This window comes from Cellvibrio sp. KY-GH-1 (assembly GCF_008806975.1).
In the GTDB taxonomy this organism is placed as follows: Bacteria; Pseudomonadota; Gammaproteobacteria; order Pseudomonadales; family Cellvibrionaceae; genus Cellvibrio.
Window position 1 is genome coordinate 916407 of record NZ_CP031728.1, and the last position, 19492, is coordinate 935898.

Here is a 19492-nt window from a genome sequence, read left to right on the forward strand (position 1 = left end):
TCAGCTTAAAACTGTTGAGTCTCTCGATAACATTGAGCCCCTTCCGAAAAAGAGGCCCGGTAAAAGCGAAACTTATTACAAGCTTAACTGGCGATTGCTCGCCTTGATGAATTCCTTTTTCAGGTCTTCATACGTGTGAACAGCAGGGAATTGCGGGAATTGCTCGATCACATTTTGCGGTGCATGGAACAATATGCCTTGATCTGCTTCGCCAAGCATAGTGGTGTCGTTGTAGGAATCACCCGCGGCGATAATGCGGTAGTAGAGGGTTTTCAACGCTAATACTGACTGACGTTTTGGATCCTTCTGGCGAAGAGTGTAGCCTACCACCATGCCACGTTCATCAACATTTAAACGATGGCACATCAGCGTCGGGAAACCCAACTGGCGCATAAGCGGTTGTGAGAATTCATAGAAAGTATCAGAGAGGATAATTACTTGAAAGCGCTCACGTAACCAGTCAACAAACTCTACAGCACCTTCCAATGGCTTGAGAGTGGCGATTACGTCTTGAATCTCTTTCAAGCCCAACTTATGTTCTTCAAGAATACGGATACGTTGTTTCATCAACACATCGTAATCAGGAATATCGCGCGTAGTTGCTTTAAGCTCTTCAATACCAGTAACTTTCGCGAATTCGATCCAGATTTCCGGAACCAGTACACCTTCCAAATCCAGGCATGCAATTTCCACAGCAACCTCCAAAACGGTTAAAAATAGGGCTATTTGAGTCAAAAGAATGGCGGCAATCTACCTGTTTTGTCCGGTTAAAGCAAACCTGGACGTCCACCCAAAAGCCGTAGCCAGATCGCCCCGTCATCAGGATTATTGGGAAGCTGCAGCTCCTCTGGTATCCTTAACCACCCTATATAGGAGCCTCGTTACTGCGAGGCAATAATATTACCGTGAGTAGCCGCCATGACCGAAAACCTGATTAACGTAGTCGATCTCGATGCCCAATTCCAACAGGATAGCCCACAGAAAATTATTAAATATGCGATAAAGCAATTCGACAATATCGCCATTTCATTCAGTGGCGCTGAAGATGTTGCGCTTATCGAAATGGCTCGCAACTATCGCCCGGATATTCCCGTATTTTGTCTCGATACCGGGCGTTTACATTCAGAAACCTATCGATTTATTGAAAAAGTGCGTAAACACTACGGTATAAAAATTGATGTAATTTCGGCCGATGGTGAGGCAGTACGGAAACTTGTCCAGGAAAAAGGTTTGTTCAGTTTCTATGAAGATGACCACAAGGAATGCTGCGGTATACGCAAAATTGAACCACTACGTAAAAAGCTGCTGACCTTGGATGCGTGGATCACTGGCCAGCGTAAAGATCAAAGCCCCACCCGCGCGGAAATTCCGGTTATTCAAGATGACAAAAATTTTGCACGCCCCGGTGAAACGCTCACTAAGTTCAACCCTTTGGCAAACTGGTCATCCAAAGAGGTGTGGGATTACATCCGCCTGTGTGAAGTACCTTACAACGAATTGCATGAACGGGGATTTGTTTCGATCGGGTGCGAGCCTTGCACGCGCCCGGTAGCACCGGGACAGCATGAGCGCGAAGGACGCTGGTGGTGGGAAGAAGCAACCAAGAAGGAATGCGGACTACACGCAGGAAATATCGATAGTGAATAAAAAATATTAAGGGAGCATGAGCTCCCTTAATTTTACCGCTAACAAGAATATTTTATGCAACGGTGCGTACTACCGTGTCGACTTTTGCATCATCTCTAATAACGATGCCTCAGCACGCGATAAACCACAGCGGCGCGCGACTTCTTCAGCATCCATTCCCATCTTAAACATTTGTGCAGCCTGGGAATAAGGCTGAAACTCGTCGTCATTGTAGTAATCAATTTTTTCCGGCTTTTTATCGCCGGATACTTGCAAACGCTTTTCCATGGCCAGCAGTCGCTGACCCATACCCACTGAACCACTACTGGATGCTGCCACTTCGCGTGTTAAACGTTGAATTAACTTTTCTGTATCCAGTGCCTGAAGGCGCAAACGCTTAAACGTAAAAAGCGCGATTGCCAAAGCCGCCGCGCTAACTAGCAAACATATGAATAAACCAATTTCCAACAGAGTCATGAATTTGTTCCAGCACTCATATCCATAAGTGGCCCACGGGATTAAACATCTTCCAGCTCTGACCACTCTTCACTGGTCAACAATTTATTCAAATCGATCAAAATCAGCAACTCGTTGTTTTTGTGGCAAACGCCTTGGATAAATTTCGCACTTTCTTCGTTGCCGACATTAGGAGCCATTTCAATTTCTGACTGACGCAAATAAACCACTTCCGCAACGCTATCCACGAGGATACCAATCACATGACGATCAGTTTCGATAATTACGATCCGGGTGTTGTCGGTAATCTCGCCGCTGGACAAGTTAAAACGATGACGGGTATCAATAACAGTTACGACATTACCGCGTAGATTAATGATACCCAATACATAGGATGGCGCGCCCGGCACCGGGGCAATTTCCGAATAACGCAGGACCTCTTGAACCTGCATTACATTTATGCCGTAGGTCTCTCCATCGAGACGAAAAGTCACCCACTGCAACACTGGATCATCAGTGCTTTTATTCTTTGCTACATCAGTTGCCATCTTCAGGTTCCTCTGGAGCCGCCTGCCGTGGGCGGCAAATCGATACATGTCGTTATAACTATAGACGAGGACTTTTCCTATGCCACTTTTGCAGAAACACTAAATTGAAGTACCAGATGTGAAACTACGCCGGTACGAAATTCTTATCTGCATCGATTAACATCTGCCCAATTCGCGGAATATCCAACAAGGCACACATATGTTCTTTCACTGTACCAGCAAGCCAAGGTCGCTTGCTGCGATCACCTCGCCACTTCACATCCTCCGGCTCCAACGTGATTGGCTGGTTAACGGAATCAACGGCCAACCCCCAAGGCACCCCATTAATTGACACGACATATTTGGCCGTTTCAGTAAACGAAGCATCGTAGCGCTCTGGCATAACGAACTTGGCGGTATTGACGGTGCGAATTTTACCTGCAGGAGTTGGTTGCAGTCCCATAAACCAATCTGCCTGGCCAAATAAGGGAGTTAGCTCATCGGTCAATGGTTGAATTTGCCCTAACGAAATTAGTGGTACTGCCAAGGTTAATCCAGACACTTGGAACAGCAGTACATCAAAGCGAGATTGCGCCCATTGAGGTCGGCCGTTCGTTAGCCACTCCAATCCGTCAAGTTGGAAATGCCCCACTGGAGACTCTTCCTTCACCGCGGCCGCAAGCTCAAATTCAGGATCGGCAACTTCTACTCCAACTTCAACATCCCATTCCTGAATCTCCTCGGGATCTTCCATAAATGCTGTTTTGGTGTGCACCTCAAGCTGAACCGAGACGCCTACAGGAGCATCCACAAGCAATTGCGTTCGTGCCGATTGCAGCAATTTTTCCAGTTTTAATTTTTGCTCCTGACTTTGTATGGCCTCAGGTTCAACAAATATTGAATTTGCATCCTTTGCGATTTCCGCTTTGACTTTTGGTGATGCAATGGGAGGCAACACAGGACGTGATTCGGCACGCACGTGAGATTTAACTGGCTTACGTTCTTTGATTTTACTATCAGCAAACTCGCTCGATTTTTCGAAAGTTTTTTTTGTAGGTAACGGGACTACTCGTGCGGAACCAGCGTTGGCGGCAAGCGGCGTGATCTGTATGTCCATTGCACCCAGCGCAACTCCCAGCGGGTCTTCTCCGCCGAGTAAGTCATCCAGATAATTATTGAGAATGTCATCGGGACTAGGTACATCATCACCCGATGATTGCTTTGAGCTCACGACAATGCACCTGCCTTGCTAACGATTACAGGACTTGTAAGCGGCCCCGTTGAATCAAGTAGTTTGAATTTCTTTTCCAGCCAATGCCATAGCGAACTATACGCCTCAACACCCCGACTGGCGGGATCAAACAAATGTGGCGGGATTCCTGCCTTACTCGCATCGCGAAAACGCGTATCTACCGGTATATGCCCCGGCCAGGATTGCTCCGGGTAAGTATTCCGAATACTGCGCAAACTGGTGACAGATGCCTGGGTGCGGCGATCAAACATGACCGGTACCACCGTGTAATCCAGCGCTTTTTTACGCGAGCGCGACATCATGTTCAACGTATTTACCATACGCTCAAGCCCTTTTAATGCCAGGAATTCAGTTTGCACGGGCACCACTAAATATTGGCAAGCAGCCAAGGCGTTTACCATGAGCACTCCCAACAATGGTGGAGTGTCTATAAGCACATAATCGTATTCGTCAGCTAGTAGCGACAACGCCCGGCTTAACACTAAGCCCATACCATCTTGACCTATTGCCTGGCGCTCAAGAGTCGCCAATGCCGTGGTCGCGGGTATAACTTCAATATTTGCGAATTGAGTCGGTAACACCAGCCGCTTCACCGACTGATAGGAGAGCTCTTTGCGCTCCTGAAACAGTGTATAGCTACTTAGCGCCTGTGCGTCCGGATCAATCCCGAACCAGGTAGATAAAGATCCGTGAGGGTCAATATCGAGCAACAATACCCTGTGGCCAGAGTTGGCGATAAGCCCGCCCAAGGCGACAGTTGTTGTGGTTTTCCCCACCCCACCCTTTTGATTTGCAATGGCCAAGATCCGCACTTATCGATCCTCTCTGGCGTCAAATACCAGACACATTAATCGTAAAACCCTTGTATACCTTGTATTAGCAATCTCTATGCCGGCAAGTAATAGCGCGACTGGTTACGCTTGGCATGATTATCATCTTCAAACCCCATAACCGCCACAAAACTGCAAAGTAAATTTCGCCCGCGGGTCATATTTTGTTCAGAGGGATATTTAGTATCGCCCAGCTGCCGCCAAGTTCAAGTCCGCATTAAACAACCAGGAACGTTCAAGGTGATGTTCTTAACACTTCTGAATAATCAGATTTCCCTTTCGGAACTAGACTATAAAAGAGCCAAGTGCAATTCCAGATGCCAACCAATTTCTGATGTGGTAACGATGTCCAGAAACCCTTTATCCGCCTCAAGCCTTTCTCTAGTTATCGGCCTTGTTGCCTTTATCTTTACTGTCACCGTCCATGCCAAAGAAAAGCAACAGCAGAACGACGGTATTACTAGAGTTGTTATTGCCTGTGAGGAAAATCTCAAACAGGATCATGATGATTACTACTACAGTCACTTATTAGAACTGGCGCTTACCAAAACAGTTCCGACACACGGCCCCTTTAAACTCAGTTTTGTACCAGTAATGCCAATAACCAATCGTTTATTGCGGGAAATTGAACGGGGACGAATACATGTAACCTGGATGCCCCATTCCCAAAACCTACGCTACAACATTGCTCCGATCCCTATTCGCCTGTTAAAAAACCTGAGCGATTACCGGGTATTTCTAATTCGCACCGAGGATCAGAAAAGATTTTCAGCCGTAAAATCACTTACTGATTTGCGCAAACTCAAAGGAGGTATTGGTTCGCACTGGCCTGATCGCCAAGTCATGGAAGAGAACGGTTTGCCGCTTGTGCTCAGTATGAGCTATTTCAATCTGTTCAAAATGCTGAAATCTCATCGATTTGATTATTTCTCGCGGGGTATCTATCAGGTTCGAATCGAAGTTGAAACCTACGCAAGTCAGGGAATTGCTCTTGAGTCATCACTCTTTCTTCGCTACGAAAACCCTGTGTATTTTTACGTACGGAAGGATAACAAAGCGCTGATGGAGCGCATTGAACAAGGTTTAAAAATCGCGCTCGCTGATGGCAGCTTCAACGAACTTTTCAGTAGCATTGATAATTTACGCTGGGGGGAGAAATTATTAGAAGAGAAACGCCGTACAACACTACAACTCACCACTTTCGATTGAGAAAATATTAAATTATCGAACTATATTATCGGGCGAAGGCTTTAAATTTGCTTTTGGACGATCCATTTTGCGCTTGGCTACCATAATCGCGACACGGCGATTTTGCGCCCTTCCTACATCCGTTTCGTTAGAGGCCACCGGTTGATACTCACCATAACCAACCGCAGACAATCTCTCCGGAGCAACGCCTTTAGTTGTCAAATATTTAACGATTGCACTAGCACGTGCGGAGGACAACTCCCAGTTCGTAGGGTATTTAGCGCTGTTAATAGGAATATTGTCGGTAAAACCTTCCACTTGCACAGGGTTGGAATAGCCCTTCAGGATTGCGGCAATTTCATCAAAAATTTTCTGCGCCTGCTCACTGGTTTCAGCACTGCCGGAGCTAAATAAAATACTGTCCTTTAACTCTATTTGTAGCCACAGTTCGTTGCTGGAAACCTGAACCATTTGATCATCAATCAGTTGGGAAAATTTTTCAGTTACCAAATCTGAAATTTGTGATAGTTCGTCGCTCTTGGTTGATGGGTCAACCGCAGTAGCCACGGAACTAATCGCATTGGCAACCTCACCGACATTACTAATGACGCTGGGTGCTTCTTGCTGTTCAGGTGTCGTCTGGGCCGTTTTCCCCATATCAATTGGGGTAATAACATCATTGGAAGGATTTAACTGTTCTGAAGGCTCTGCATTCGTTTGTGAGTCAGTTGGCTGGTTAAATGCCTCGATAAAGGTATCTGACAACACACGATACTTGCTGTCATTTACTTGGGAAATCGAATACATCACAACAAAAAAAGCAAACAAAAGTGTAATAAAATCCGCATAAGACACTAACCAGCGCTCATGGTTTATATGGATATCTTCTCGTCTGCGACGCACCATAAAATCAGATTAACCTCAGTGCGGATGCAAATAACCGTTGAGTTTCATTTCAATTGAGCGTGGATTTTCGCCGTCAGCAATGGCGATAATGCCTTCAATAATCAACTCACGGTATTGTGAGTTTTCATTGACGCACATCCGTAGCTTGTTGGATACCGGAATAAATACCAGGTTGGCCAACGCAACACCATAAATTGTTGCCACAAAAGCGATTGCAATTCCCGGCCCTAATGTAGCGGGGTCAGCTAAATTATTCATTACGTGAATAAGGCCCATCACCGCACCGATAATACCGATCGTGGGTGCGTAACCACCCATACATTCGTAAAACTTTATCGCGTCAAAATCTCTTTGTTCATCCACAATTAAATCCGTTTCCAGAATACGGCGGATCACTTCAGGCTCATTTCCATCCACCAACAATTGCAAGCCTTTTTTTGCAAACGGATCTTTTTCTCGCTCAGAGATAGATTCCAACCCCAACAGACCATCTTTACGTGCAGCTGCCGCCCAACGGGAAATAGTGGAGACGCCTTGCTTGAAAGGTACATAGGGCGGCTTAACAACCCAACGAATAATTTTTAGTGCGCGGCGCAAACTATTTTTGGATGTTTGCAACATGGCCGCACCCAGAGTCCCGCCTATAACAATAAATGCCGCCGGACCGTTTGCCAAGGTTCCCAACCCGCCACCTTCCATAAAGTTGCCACCAATAATCGCGGCAAAGGCAACAATAACACCGATAATACTCAGGACATCCATTACATAACCTCTCGCACCAGTCGCGGCCCAATATCTTTCAGACTGAGCACTTTATCGGTAAAACCTGCGCGAGCAACCGCCATAGGCATTCCATAAATTACGCAACTTGCCTCATCTTGAGACCAAAGTGATGACCCCATTTGCTTTAAAATACCGGCACCTTTACAACCATCTGAGCCCATACCCGTAAGCACAACACCTAACACCTTATCGGCATAGGTATTTGCTGCCGAACCAAACGTGATATCCAGCGAGGGCTTGTAAGTAACGCGATCATCATCTGGCAAAACGCGTACGGAACCGCCGTTGCGTTTATCCAGCATTAACTGCTTTCCGCCCGGGGCTAACAACGCGAGTCCGGGTTGTAGCTGATCGCCGTCCACCGCTTCACGAACCTGAATTTTGCATTGTTTGTTTAAACGCTCTGCGAACGCTTTGGTAAAGTTTTCTGGCATGTGTTGGACAAGCACGATTGGCAACGGGAAATTCGCAGGCAAGGTAATGAGCACCTCCGCGAGCGCGACTGGCCCGCCGGTAGATGCACCAATAACAAGAATTTTAGGTTTGTTTTTAAGACGATAATTATCAGGCGCTGTAGACTTGCTATCGTCGTGCGGCGCTGACACCGCCGGTCTTATCGGGGTTGGAGGAGCTGCAGGGGTCGGTGATGATACCCTAACACTCGATGTCTGTAGTGAAGGAACTGGCACTGGGCTTTTAGCTTCATTGATTGGCGTAGGTGACGCTATGCGAGCACTTACACCGGCAAGCGTAATCAAGCGTTCATGTAATTTTTTTTTCAACACTTCAGAGCTGCGGGACACTTCGGCAAAATCTTTGGGAATAAAATCCAATGCACCCGCCGCCAAAGCATCAAGAGTAATTTTCGCCCCCTCATAGGTAAGCGAAGAAAACATCAAAATTGGTACTTTGCGATTCGCCATTATGTGCTTAATTGCCGTTACTCCATCCATCACCGGCATTTCAAAATCCATAGTGATGATATCAGGCTTCAATTCAGCCGCCTTCTCTACCGCTTCACGACCATTACTTGCAATACCAATTACTTTTAAATCCGGGTGCTCATTAATAATGTCTTTCAGGCGATGCTGAAAGAAATTGGAATCATCGACGACTAATACCCGGACAGGCATTCAACATACTCCGCAGTTGCAACTGCTTTGGAAAAAAACGCCAATCAAAATGCCTGCGAAGCAGGCATTTTATTGAACAAGTTAGTTGTGGCCCCAACTCGTCGATCCTTTTGCGTAGCGACGTAATAAGCTGGGGATATCCAAAATTAATGCGATGGTACCGTCTCCGGTAATGGTTGCACCGGCCATACCTGGTGTGCCCTGCAACATTTTTCCAAGTGGTTTAATTACCACTTCTTCCTGGCCGATTAATTGATCCACCACAAAACCAACACGGCGAGTGCCCACCGTAACTATAACTACGTGGGCTGCATCAGGCCGATGACCGTAGGCACCTTTCACCAGCCAGTCTTTCATGTAGAAAAGTGGAATCGCCTGATCACGAATTGCCACGCAATCCTGCCCGTCTACAATATGACTCTTGGTTAAATCCATATGGAAAATTTCGTTCACACTTACAAGCGGGAAGGCAAATGTTTGTTGGCCCAACATAAACATCAATGTGGGCATAATCGCAAGCGTTAATGGCACTTTGATGATAAAACGAGTGCCTTTACCCAATTCGGATTTAATTTCTACCGTACCGTTGAGTTGGGTAATTTTGGTTTTCACCACATCCATACCCACACCGCGACCAGATACATCAGAAATTTCTTTCTTGGTAGAGAAGCCTGGTGCAAAAATTAAATTGTACGCTTCAGTATCTGATAAACGATTGGCAGTATCTTCATCAAACATGCCTTTTTCTACAGCGATGCGACGCAATTTTGCCGGGTCCATACCGGCGCCATCATCGCTGATGGACAACAAAATATGATCGCCCTCTTGCTCTGCAGCGAGCACTACCTGTCCGATACGCGCTTTACCATTTGCTTCGCGTATTTCCGGGTATTCTATTCCGTGGTCAACTGAATTGCGCACCAAATGCACTAATGGATCGGCCAACGCTTCTACCAAGTTTTTATCCAAATCGGTTTCTTCACCAACCAATTCCAAATTAATTTCTTTGCGCAGGCTGCGCGCCAAATCACGCACCACCCGAGGAAAACGACCAAATACTTTTTTGATCGGCTGCATCCGCGTTTTCATTACGGACGTTTGCAAATCGGCGGTGACTACATCGAGATTTGCAACTGCTTTTACTAGCGCTTCATTAGTAGAGCTATTCCCCAACCGAACCAAACGATTGCGCACCAACACCAACTCCCCAACCATGTTCATGATGTCGTCGAGGCGCTGGGTATCTACACGCACCGTAGTTTCTACTTGCGGCGCATCTTTATCGGTGGCGGGTGCAGGTGGTGGCGCGGATGCAGCAGGCGCTGCCTTTGCGGGCTCAGGTTTTTTAACGGGCGCAGCAGGTGCAGCCGGTTTTACTTCTGCTGCCGGTTTAGGGGCAGGTTTAGCCGGTGGCGCAGCACCTGCACTTCCGGTACCCGGCCCCTTGCCCTTGCCATGTAGCTGATCAAGTAATGCATCAAATTCATCGTCAGTTATTAATTCACCTCCACCGGCTGAAACTGGTGCTGTCGTTGCAACTGGTGCTGGAGCGGGCGCAGCAACTCCAGGAACTCCTGGCCCCTTACCTTTACCGTGCAACTGGTCAAGCAAGGCTTCAAATTCATCCTCACTAATTTCATCTGAAGTAGCTTTGCTAACAGCGGCTGGTGGAGCTTCACTCGGCTTTGGTGCTACATCGCCTGGGCCTTTGCCTTTACCGTGCAACTGATCCAAAAGAGCTTCAAATTCGTCTTCACTAATATCATCACTCGCACTAGTCGCGGGTGTTGCTGCAACCGCAGGCGCGACAACTGGCGTTGATACTGGTTTGCCAGCAATGGCATCAAGTAATTGCTCAAACTCGGCGTCGGTGATATCACCGGCGGCGGCCACCGCTGCATTGTCAATTTCTGGCACAGCTTCAGCTACGGCCGATTCAGCAGAAGATTCTTGCAAATCCTCGCAGGAAACCAAACGTTCAAGTGCATGAATTAACGCTGGCTCAACCGGCGGCAATTCTTCGCGCTGGGAAACCAATTCAAATTGCTGGTTGACCATATCCAGCGCTTGCAGCACTACATCCATTAATTCCGATGTAACCGTGCGTTTTCCATTGCGCAAAATATCAAACAGGTTTTCAGTAACGTGACAGCATTCCACCATGGGAGTTAAGGATAAAAAGCCTGCACCGCCTTTTACCGTATGAAAGCCACGGAAAATTGCGTTTAATAAATCTTTATCTTCCGGGCGCTGTTCCAAATCCACTAATTGCTGGCTGAGGCGTTCGAGGATTTCCCCCGCCTCTACCAGGAAATCCTGGAGAATGTCTTCGTCATCACCAAAACTCATTCAAGATTCCTCAAGTATTCAGCAATTAGAAGCCAAGGCTCGATAGTAAATCGTCAACTTCATCCTGCCCGGCAACCACATCAGCCCGCTCTTTATTAATTTGCGGCCCTTCGGCCTCAGTTTTACGCTTATGCATAATTTCCATATCGTGAGCGACCTGTTCGCGATCTTCAGTGAGGCCGGTAATTTCTTCTACCTGCCCGGCTATGCGCACCAGGCTCACTAAATCTTTTTCCACTTCATTGATTAAACCGATAACCCGTTTTAATACTTGCCCGGTTAGATCCTGGAAGCCTTGCTCCAATACAATGTCTTGCAAATTTTTACTGAGTTGTTCAGTACCCGTAACCATTTGTGCTAAAAAGCTATCCATCCGGTCATACAACAAACGAAATTCATCCAGGCTCATTTCGCGGCGTTTCAAGCGTGCCCATTCATCGCGTAAGCTGGTTGCTTCCTGCCCCAGATTCATTGCAATTGGCGCCGCTTCATCCACCATATCCATCGTTTTTTCAGCAGCTTTTTGGGTGAGATCAATGACGTAATTCAAGCGATTGGATGCATCGTGAATATCAGAGTTTTCGATCTTTGGCGGCTCTTTAGTAAGGTCAGCATCCACATTAAAATTCACAATTGCATCGTGCAATCCCCGTGTTAACCGCCCTACCGATTGGAAGATATGACGATCGCGAGATTGGGTGATGGTTTGGATCAATACCGATGCGTCTTCGAACTGGTTGCTTTGCAGTTTTTCGGTGAGCAACTTTGCGCACTCTTTCAACTCAACCACGAATTCGCTATTGACGGAAATTTGAATGTCAGATGCCATGGCAACGCCTTTTTATTATTTGATCCGGAAGCAATTAACCTACGCGATCAAAAATTTTCTCGATTTTTTCTTTAAGGGCTTGCGCAGTAAATGGCTTAACCACATAACCATTTACACCAGCCTGAGCCGCTTCAATGATTTGGTCGCGCTTGGCCTCTGCCGTCACCATCAGTACTGGTAAAGTGCGCAACTTTTCGTCGGCACGCACGGCTTTTAACAAATCGATGCCAGTCATACCCGGCATGTTCCAGTCGGTTACCAGAAATTGAAAATCGCCACTTTTCAGCATGGGCAGTGCTGTAACACCGTCATCGGCTTCGTGGGTATTGGAAAACCCCAAGTCGCGTAACAGGTTTTTAATGATCCGTCGCATCGTCGAAAAATCATCAACAATCAGGATTTTCATGTTCTTATCCAACGTAACCTCCACTCCCCGTAACGGGATTTTCATTTACTCATAGTCTAGTAGGAGTTAAAGCATCGGCCAGTTAAGGCACTCAAATCTTCAACTTTTAATGCAAATCATAGCTCAAATTCTGACATGTATAGATTATTCAAGCCTATCTGCCGAGCCACCCTGCATTTATTAATCAACGCGTACAGCATTTAACCGGCTAACCGGTATGCCAATCACTCAACTTGGTGCGCAAGCGCGCGGCAGCCTGACTATGAATCTGGCTAACGCGCGATTCGCTTACGCCCAATACCAAACCAATTTCTTTCAGGTTTAGCTCCTGATCATAGTAGAGCGACAACACCATTTGTTCGCGCTCAGGCAATTGGCAAATGGCATCAAACAACGCTTTTTTCAAACCGTCGCGCTGCATACCTTCCAAGGGGCTAACAAAGGCGCTGCTATGTTCCGACGCATCTATGTTGCTGTCTTCCTCGCCAAAAGTTTCTTCATAACTGAACAAACGAGCGCTGCTGGAGTCTTGCAACATGACGAAGTATTCATCCAGAGAAACGCCTAATTCCGCGGCCACTTCCCCGTCAGTCGCGTCGCGACCAGTACGAGCTTCTACAGCGGCAATAGCCTGGGACACCCGACGGGCGTTGCGATGCACTGAACGGGGGACCCAATCACCACGACGCATCTCATCCACGATTGCACCGCGAATACGAATGCCGGCATAAGTTTCAAAACTCGCACCGCGTGACATGTCATATTTCTGTGAAGCTTCGATCAGGCCAATCATGCCCGCCTGAATAAGATCATCCACCTGCACACTGGCAGGCATCCGCATCATCATGTGATAGGCAATGCGCTTAACCAAAGGCGCGTAGTCTTCGATATTGATTTGCGCATCGAGCAAGGTCTTTTTATCGTACATGGCTAAACCATTGACTGCGGCCATCGAACACCTTCTTTGTAGTTACAGAATGCAGACTGATCCATTCCATGACTACACAACAACTCACTCAGTTTTTCGCTCTTCAGATACAGGTTAGCGCGCATTGGCAGCCTGTAATAAACGCTCAACAAAAAATTCAAGCCGCCCTGTCGGTGCATTGGGCACTGGCCATTTGTCAACGGCCTGAGCCAGTGCGCGTATTGCCATAGAGGCTTTCGAGGAAGGCGCAAATTCCAACAAGGCTTTTTGTTTTTGCACGGCTTTACGTACGTTTTCATCAAAGGGAATTTGACCAACAAACTGCAAGCTCACGTCCAAAAATTTTTCGCATACGGTGTTCAACTTGTTAAACATGTTGAGCCCCTCTTGCGGTGTGCGCGTCATATTCGCCACGACGCGGAAACGGAACATACCGTATTCCTTGTTGAGCAATTTTATCAGCGCGTAGGAGTCGGTAATGGATGACGGCTCGTCGCAGACAACAATAATCACCTCGTTGGCGGCACGTACAAAACTGACCACGGTATCGGAAATACCAGCCGCGGTATCTATCACCAATATGTCGACTTGATCGGACAATTCATTAAAAGCGTTAATCAAACCAGCGTGCTCCGCCGTGCTTAATTCCGCCATACGCTGTACACCGGAAGACGCTGGAACAATTTTCATACCGCCAGGCCCGTTAACCAGCACTTCACTTAAGCTGTGGGTACCGGCAAGTACATCGGCGAGCGTGTGGGTAGCGCGAACACCTAGCAGCACATCCACATTGGCCAACCCGAGATCCGCATCCAGCAACACCACTCGACGACGTAATTCAGCCAGCGCAATGCTTAAATTCACCGAAATATTGCTCTTGCCTACTCCGCCTTTACCGCCGGATACCGCGATCACTTGTACTGGTCGCATTTGGCTCATCAACTCACTCCAAACCTATTTTGTTACGCAAACCTGTTGGTAACTTAAACTTGCTTTGTGGCGCACGCGGACGAAAAGTAAATCTACCTGCGAGGGCGCCGCTAATGGTGATCTGAGTATAGTTAGGGATTGGCAATTCATCCGACTAATTTCAGTTTCACCCGCAAAATCATATGCTTATGCTTCGTTGCCGATTAAGAAACCGCCGTAGCGGCGTTAGCTTTGAGCAATGCGACTGCTTTTGATACGAGCTGATGCGCGCGAGCCACGTCGATATTTTTAGGGATGTCCTGGCCATCGGTGGTGTAGGCGATTGGTAGTCGGCTTTGCATAACCACGCCCAATGCTTCGCCCATGCTCGCCGTTTCATCCAGCTTGGTTAGGATGCAACCCTGTAAACGTGCAGCGCCGTAGGCATGAATTGACGCTTTCAGCATTTGTGCCTGGCTGTTGCACGACATCACCAGATAGGTTTTTACCTGTTGTTGCGCTGCCAAGGCTGCTAATTGCGCTTTCAAATGTGGATCGCCATGGCGAAAACCGGCGGTATCAATTAACACCAAAGAGCAATGGCGCAAACTGCGCAATACGTTATCAAGCGGATTGGCTTCATCCACTACGCGCACCGGCACGCGCAAAATCCGCGCTAGCGAACGCAGTTGATCGTGCGCAGCGATGCGATAAGTGTCGGTGGTGATCAACGCAACCTTGTCAGCGCCGTGTTGCAATACATAGCGTGCTGCCAACTTGCCGATGGTAGTGGTTTTACCCACGCCGGTTGGACCAACAAATGCGAACACACCACCCTGCTCCACTATATCGCGACCGTTAATCGGCAATTGATGGGCGAGGTTTGCCAGTGCATCAGGCCAGGCATCACTCAGAGTTTTGCTTTTGGTACAGGCTTTAATAACGCTGGCAACAACTTCTTTGGGTAACCCCAAGCGTTCCAGACGACGACTTACGCTAGCCAATACCGGCGAATCGGTGGGAATGGATTGCTGGCCAGTAAGGCGATCCAATTGCTGTTCTAACAAAAAACGCATATCGGCAATTTCTGCTTGCAGCTCGGAAAGCTGAGCATTTTGGTCCGCCGAATCATTGTGCGCGGAAGCCTGATGAGCGGATGAAAATTCCGCTGCAAACGCAGCGGCGTCTTTAACATTCCCACGCGATTCTTTAATGCGGGATTCTTTCACCAGCGTCTCACGAAACGAAAGTGATTCTTGTGACAGTACCGACGCGCTCTGCGCCGAACTTCGGGCAGATGATGTAGTAGCTGTTGATCGGGTCACGACAGGCGCATCATCAACCAGGGGATATCGGTCGGCTGCGCTCATACCGGGTTTTGGCCGAGTTACCGGTGTTGACGCGTTACGTGGGATACCCGCATTAACGACAGTATTTTTGCCGACCAAAAATTCTTTCGCCGACTCTTCTGCCTTGCGTGCGGCCATCATCCGCTGACGGGCTTTTTCAATATCGTCTGCCAGCTGCGCGCCCGTTTTTCCCGCGTTAGGATGATCCGCAACCGGGGTAATAACCGGTGTTTGTTTGCGCGCAGGTTTACCAATCACGCGTGGAGAGATTTCACCATCGCTTAACAAGGGCTCTGTGGGAGCAAAGGTCGCCTCGGAAAATGGGCGCGCTTGCAATTGCTTGAGTTCGAAATCCGATCCCATAGTCGTCAGCAACTCCACGCCTTCGGCGATGCGGTTGCTAGAGAGAATAATTGCATCTGGCCCCAATTCCTGGCGGACCAATTCCAACGCACGGCGCATATCTGCAGCTACGAAACGTTTGACTTGCATATTCAACTCCTGCCCTTAAGGGCGACCTGGGTTATTTCTTATCAGCACCAACGCTGGCATCGATACTGATTTGTTTATTGTCCGGCACTTCGGTATAGGCCAGGACTCGCATTTCCGGAACGCTATGGCGAACAAAGCGAGAGAGCATAGGGCGCAAAGGCGCTGCGACCAGTAATACCAATGGCTTTCCAGCCATCTCCTGCTTTTGTGCGGCTGCAATCAGCGATTGCTGTAAACGATCCGCTAATCCAGGCTCAATAAACGCGCTGTCATCAGCGCCAGCTTTTTGTGCCTGTTGCACGGTATTTAGCAACAACTGTTCCAAGCTGGGTTCAAGCGTGATAACAGGCAGGTTTCGCTCGTTTCCAATGATGTTTTGGACGATTTGCCGGCACAGCGCCACTCTTGCCAAGGCCGTTAATGCGGCGGGATCTTGACTCCTACCCGTAGTACCCGCCAATGCTTCGGCGATGGAACGAATATCCCGTACAGGCACCCGCTCACGTAGCAAGTTTTGTAGAACCTTTAACAAAGTGTTGATACTGATGGTGTTGGGCACTAATTCTTCCACCAACTTGGGCGATGATTTAGCCAACATATCCAGCAGTTTTTGAACGTCTTCGTGGCCGAGTAATTCAAAAGTGTGATGCTGGAGAATTTGGTTGAGATGGGTAGCCACTACCGTGCTGGGATCAACAACCGTGTATCCAAGAGTTTGTGCCTGTTCGCGTTGGCCTGGGCTAATCCAAACGGCTTCCAATCCAAACGCAGGATCTTTGGTTTTAATACCCTCGAGCGAACCGAAAACCTGTCCCGGGTTAATCGCCAACTCACGATCAGGATAAACATCAGCCTCCGCCATGGATACGCCCATCAAGCTGACGCGATAACCGGTGGGGTTTAAATCCAGATTGTCGCGAATGTGTACAGATGGAATCAAAAATCCCATTTCCTGAGAAAGCTTTTTACGAACGCCTTTAATACGGCCTAACAATTCGCCGCCCTGATTTTTATCCACCATAGGAATCAGGCGATACCCCACTTCCAGCCCGATGACATCAACGGGTTGAACATCGTCCCAACCCAACTCGGGTGATTCCGGTGTACCGGGCGGCAAGGCAGGAACGGAACGTGGCTGCGGTGCGATACTTGCCGTACCACCTGCAGTAGGCCCTGACGGAGACTCGCCTGCCAAACGCTGCCCAGCGGGGATAAAGGAATTCTCTTCAACAGCGGCGGGTTGGTGTTTACGCCAGTGGATGAAATACGCCAGGCCCGCACAAATTAGCCCCAATCCCAAAAATGCCAGATGTGGCATACCGGGAATCGATCCCATAATCACCAACATAATCGCGGCCACGGCGAGCGCTTTCGGCGAGGTAAACATTTGCGAAACCACTTGTTTACCCATGTCCTGCGCGCTATTAACGCGTGTTACCAGAATTGCCGATGCGACCGACAGCAGCAAACCAGGAATTTGTGCGACCAGGCCATCACCGATAGTAAGGATGGTATATTTCTCAAACGCGTCGGCAAACTCTAAATCATGCTGCAGCATTCCAATGGCAAAGCCACCGAAAATGTTAATGAACATAATCATGATGCCCGCAACCGCGTCACCACGTACAAACTTGCTCGCACCATCCATAGCGCCGTAGAAATCCGCCTCGGACGCCACTTCCTGACGACGAGTACGCGCTTGATCCTGATCGATCAGCCCAGCGTTCAAATCAGCATCAATTGCCATTTGCTTGCCGGGCATCGCGTCCAGGGTAAAACGTGCGCTTACTTCTGAAATACGGCCTGCACCCTTGGTAACCACGACGAAGTTGATGATCATTAAAATAATAAACACCACAATACCGACCGCCAAATTGCCGCCGATCACTACGTGACCGAAAGCTTCGATCACCTTACCTGCCGCATCACCACCTTGATGTCCCTCTAATAAAACTACGCGTGTAGAAGCCACGTTCAACCCTAAACGCAGCAAAGTAGCAATCAGCAAAATGGTTGGAAATGCCGCGAAATCCAGCGGGCGCAAGGAGTAAATACTGACCAGTAATACAACGAGGGAAAGCGCAATATTGAAGGTAAAAAACACATCCAGCAGTAACGGTGGAATAGGCAATATGATCATTGCCAGCAGCATCATTAACAAAATGGGAATACCCAAATTGCCACGCCCGGCGCCTTTGATGGAACCAAGGACCGCCCTGCCATTTACATTATTGAATTGATTGAAAGTCGGTAGCGCCATAATCACGGATTCTTGACGGTTGAGTCATTTTTCCGTGTTATCGCAAGAAGTGTACCTACTTGATTTGATTGAAGTGAATCACGCAAAAGATGACCAACCTTGGAAACCAAGGCATTACTCAAGCTTACCTTTCGCGTCATAGCGCATATCACGCGGAACATTGATATTGCGTGGATACATCGGCTTATCGCCTTTGCCTTTACGGAAATTTCGCAATTGAAATACGTATGCCAGCACCTGGGCAACCGCGAGATACAAGCCAGACGGAATTTCCTCGTCCACGTCCGTGGTATAAAAAATCGCACGCGCCAACACGGGTGATTGAATAATTTCGATTTTATGGGCGTTCGCAATTTCGCGAATCTTCATGGCGACATGATCGCCCCCCTTAGCCAACATGATCGGCACATCCATTTTTTCCGGGTCATAGCGCAAGGCCACAGAAAAATGTTCCGGGTTGGTAATGACCACGTCCGCTTGCGGTACATTACCCATCATGCGGCGCTGTGCCATTTCGCGTTGCAATTGACGAATTCGCCCCTTAACTTCCGGTTTACCATCAGTGTCTTTGGCCTCGTCTTTTTGATCCTGGCGCGACATTTTCAACTTTTTGTTGTATTGGTAAATCTGGATGGGCACATCAATAGCAGCTATTAAAATAGTCGTAACGGATAAGGCGATAGTGGCGAAAATTGAAATCTCCAGCGAGTGAATAATGGCATTCGCAACGGTTTCATCCGATAAGCGAAACATATCCTGCGCATAGAATTGCAAAATCAATATCGTGGCCCACAGCAGTAATAATACTTTGGCCAGCGCTTTACCCAATTCAATCAAAGAATGCATGGAAAACATCCGTTTGATACCCGCGATCGGATCCATCCGGCTGAGTTTTGGCTCCATAGCCTTACTACTAAAAATAAAACCACCTAATGCGATGGGACCAACAATCGATGCGATTAATAAAATCGCCATCAAGGGAGCAATGCTAAATAATCCATCGTAAATTGCCGCTACCAAGTGACCGATCATGGCATTGGTATCAAAAATAGTTTCGCGGCTAATTACAAAATTTGCGCGGGTTATGCCAATTAACTTGTTAGCCATAAAATCGGCAAAGATATAAATACCAATCACGGCCAAAAGTAATACAGCGGTAGTGGTTAGATCACGCGATCGGGGAATCTGACCTTCTTCACGCGCTTTCTCAATCTTTCGCGCACTGGCCTCTTCCGATTTTTCCTGCCCGCTGTCGTCTTCTTCAGCCAT

18 protein-coding genes are annotated in these 19492 nt (G+C 47.9%); 2 read left to right on the forward strand and 16 right to left on the reverse strand.

Features of this window, described 5'->3' with window-relative positions; all coding sequences use genetic code 11:
- Positions 1-75 precede the first annotated feature (75 nt).
- Positions 76-693 (reverse strand): bifunctional phosphoserine phosphatase/homoserine phosphotransferase ThrH, encoded by a 618-nt coding sequence (gene thrH, locus D0C16_RS03815; RefSeq protein ID WP_151031078.1) that lies wholly within the window; start codon positions 691-693, stop codon positions 76-78.
- Positions 694-918: 225 nt separating this feature from the next.
- Between thrH and D0C16_RS03820 the strand changes: the two genes are divergently transcribed.
- Positions 919-1647, forward strand: a complete 729-nt coding sequence (locus tag D0C16_RS03820; protein ID WP_151031079.1) for a phosphoadenylyl-sulfate reductase — start codon at positions 919-921, stop codon at positions 1645-1647.
- 69 nt (positions 1648-1716) lie between these two features.
- Here D0C16_RS03820 and D0C16_RS03825 read toward each other — a convergent pair whose 3' ends face one another.
- The 4 genes from D0C16_RS03825 to D0C16_RS03840 all read right to left on the reverse strand — a co-directional run bounded on the left by D0C16_RS03825 (position 1717) and on the right by D0C16_RS03840 (position 4673).
- Positions 1717-2103 carry a DUF2802 domain-containing protein gene (locus tag D0C16_RS03825; protein ID WP_151031080.1) on the reverse strand — a complete coding sequence of 129 codons (387 nt, stop codon included), beginning with the start codon at positions 2101-2103 and terminating at the stop codon, positions 1717-1719.
- Positions 2104-2144: 41 nt separating this feature from the next.
- Positions 2145-2630, reverse strand: coding sequence for a chemotaxis protein CheW (locus D0C16_RS03830; protein WP_039913855.1), 486 nt, complete (start codon positions 2628-2630; stop codon positions 2145-2147).
- A 124-nt stretch (positions 2631-2754) separates the two neighbouring features.
- Complete coding sequence (locus D0C16_RS03835; protein WP_225318896.1) at positions 2755-3840, reverse strand: chemotaxis protein CheW; 1086 nt, start codon at positions 3838-3840, stop codon at positions 2755-2757.
- Positions 3837-4673, reverse strand: coding sequence for a ParA family protein (locus tag D0C16_RS03840; protein ID WP_151031081.1), 837 nt, complete (start codon positions 4671-4673; stop codon positions 3837-3839). Before D0C16_RS03840 ends, D0C16_RS03835 begins: the two co-directional genes overlap by 4 nt.
- Positions 4674-4931: 258 nt before the next feature.
- Here D0C16_RS03840 and D0C16_RS03845 point away from each other — a divergent pair, with 258 nt between their 5' ends.
- Entirely contained in the window at positions 4932-5900 is a 969-nt protein-coding gene (locus D0C16_RS03845) for an amino acid ABC transporter substrate-binding protein (RefSeq protein ID WP_151031082.1), read from the forward strand.
- 12 nt (positions 5901-5912) lie between these two features.
- Here D0C16_RS03845 and motD read toward each other — a convergent pair whose 3' ends face one another.
- The 11 genes from motD to flhB form a co-directional block, all read right to left on the reverse strand.
- Complete coding sequence (gene motD, locus D0C16_RS03850) at positions 5913-6785, reverse strand: flagellar motor protein MotD (RefSeq protein ID WP_151031083.1); 873 nt, start codon at positions 6783-6785, stop codon at positions 5913-5915.
- Between the two features lie 15 nt (positions 6786-6800).
- Positions 6801-7547 carry a flagellar motor protein gene (locus D0C16_RS03855; RefSeq protein WP_151031084.1) on the reverse strand — a complete coding sequence of 249 codons (747 nt, stop codon included), beginning with the start codon at positions 7545-7547 and terminating at the stop codon, positions 6801-6803.
- On the reverse strand, positions 7547-8701 hold the full coding sequence (locus D0C16_RS03860) for a chemotaxis response regulator protein-glutamate methylesterase (RefSeq protein ID WP_151031085.1): 1155 nt from the start codon (positions 8699-8701) through the stop codon (positions 7547-7549). Before D0C16_RS03860 ends, D0C16_RS03855 begins: the two co-directional genes overlap by 1 nt.
- 81 nt (positions 8702-8782) lie before the next feature.
- On the reverse strand, positions 8783-11050 hold the full coding sequence (locus tag D0C16_RS03865) for a chemotaxis protein CheA (protein ID WP_151031086.1): 2268 nt from the start codon (positions 11048-11050) through the stop codon (positions 8783-8785).
- A 25-nt stretch (positions 11051-11075) separates the two neighbouring features.
- Positions 11076-11879 (reverse strand): protein phosphatase CheZ, encoded by an 804-nt coding sequence (locus D0C16_RS03870; RefSeq protein ID WP_151031087.1) that lies wholly within the window; start codon positions 11877-11879, stop codon positions 11076-11078.
- A gap of 34 nt (positions 11880-11913) precedes the next feature.
- A complete protein-coding gene (gene cheY, locus D0C16_RS03875; RefSeq protein ID WP_039914554.1) occupies positions 11914-12297 on the reverse strand; it encodes a chemotaxis response regulator CheY in 384 nt (127 codons plus the stop codon).
- Positions 12298-12493: 196 nt separating this feature from the next.
- On the reverse strand, positions 12494-13213 hold the full coding sequence (locus D0C16_RS03880; protein ID WP_191968713.1) for an RNA polymerase sigma factor FliA: 720 nt from the start codon (positions 13211-13213) through the stop codon (positions 12494-12496).
- Positions 13214-13327: 114 nt separating this feature from the next.
- Positions 13328-14152 (reverse strand): MinD/ParA family protein, encoded by an 825-nt coding sequence (locus D0C16_RS03885; RefSeq protein ID WP_151031089.1) that lies wholly within the window; start codon positions 14150-14152, stop codon positions 13328-13330.
- A gap of 194 nt (positions 14153-14346) precedes the next feature.
- Positions 14347-15963 (reverse strand): flagellar biosynthesis protein FlhF, encoded by a 1617-nt coding sequence (gene flhF, locus D0C16_RS03890; RefSeq protein WP_151031090.1) that lies wholly within the window; start codon positions 15961-15963, stop codon positions 14347-14349.
- 31 nt (positions 15964-15994) lie between these two features.
- Positions 15995-18223, reverse strand: a complete 2229-nt coding sequence (gene flhA / locus D0C16_RS03895) for a flagellar biosynthesis protein FlhA (protein ID WP_151031091.1) — start codon at positions 18221-18223, stop codon at positions 15995-15997.
- A 114-nt stretch (positions 18224-18337) separates the two neighbouring features.
- Complete coding sequence (flhB, locus tag D0C16_RS03900; RefSeq protein WP_151031092.1) at positions 18338-19492, reverse strand: flagellar biosynthesis protein FlhB; 1155 nt, start codon at positions 19490-19492, stop codon at positions 18338-18340.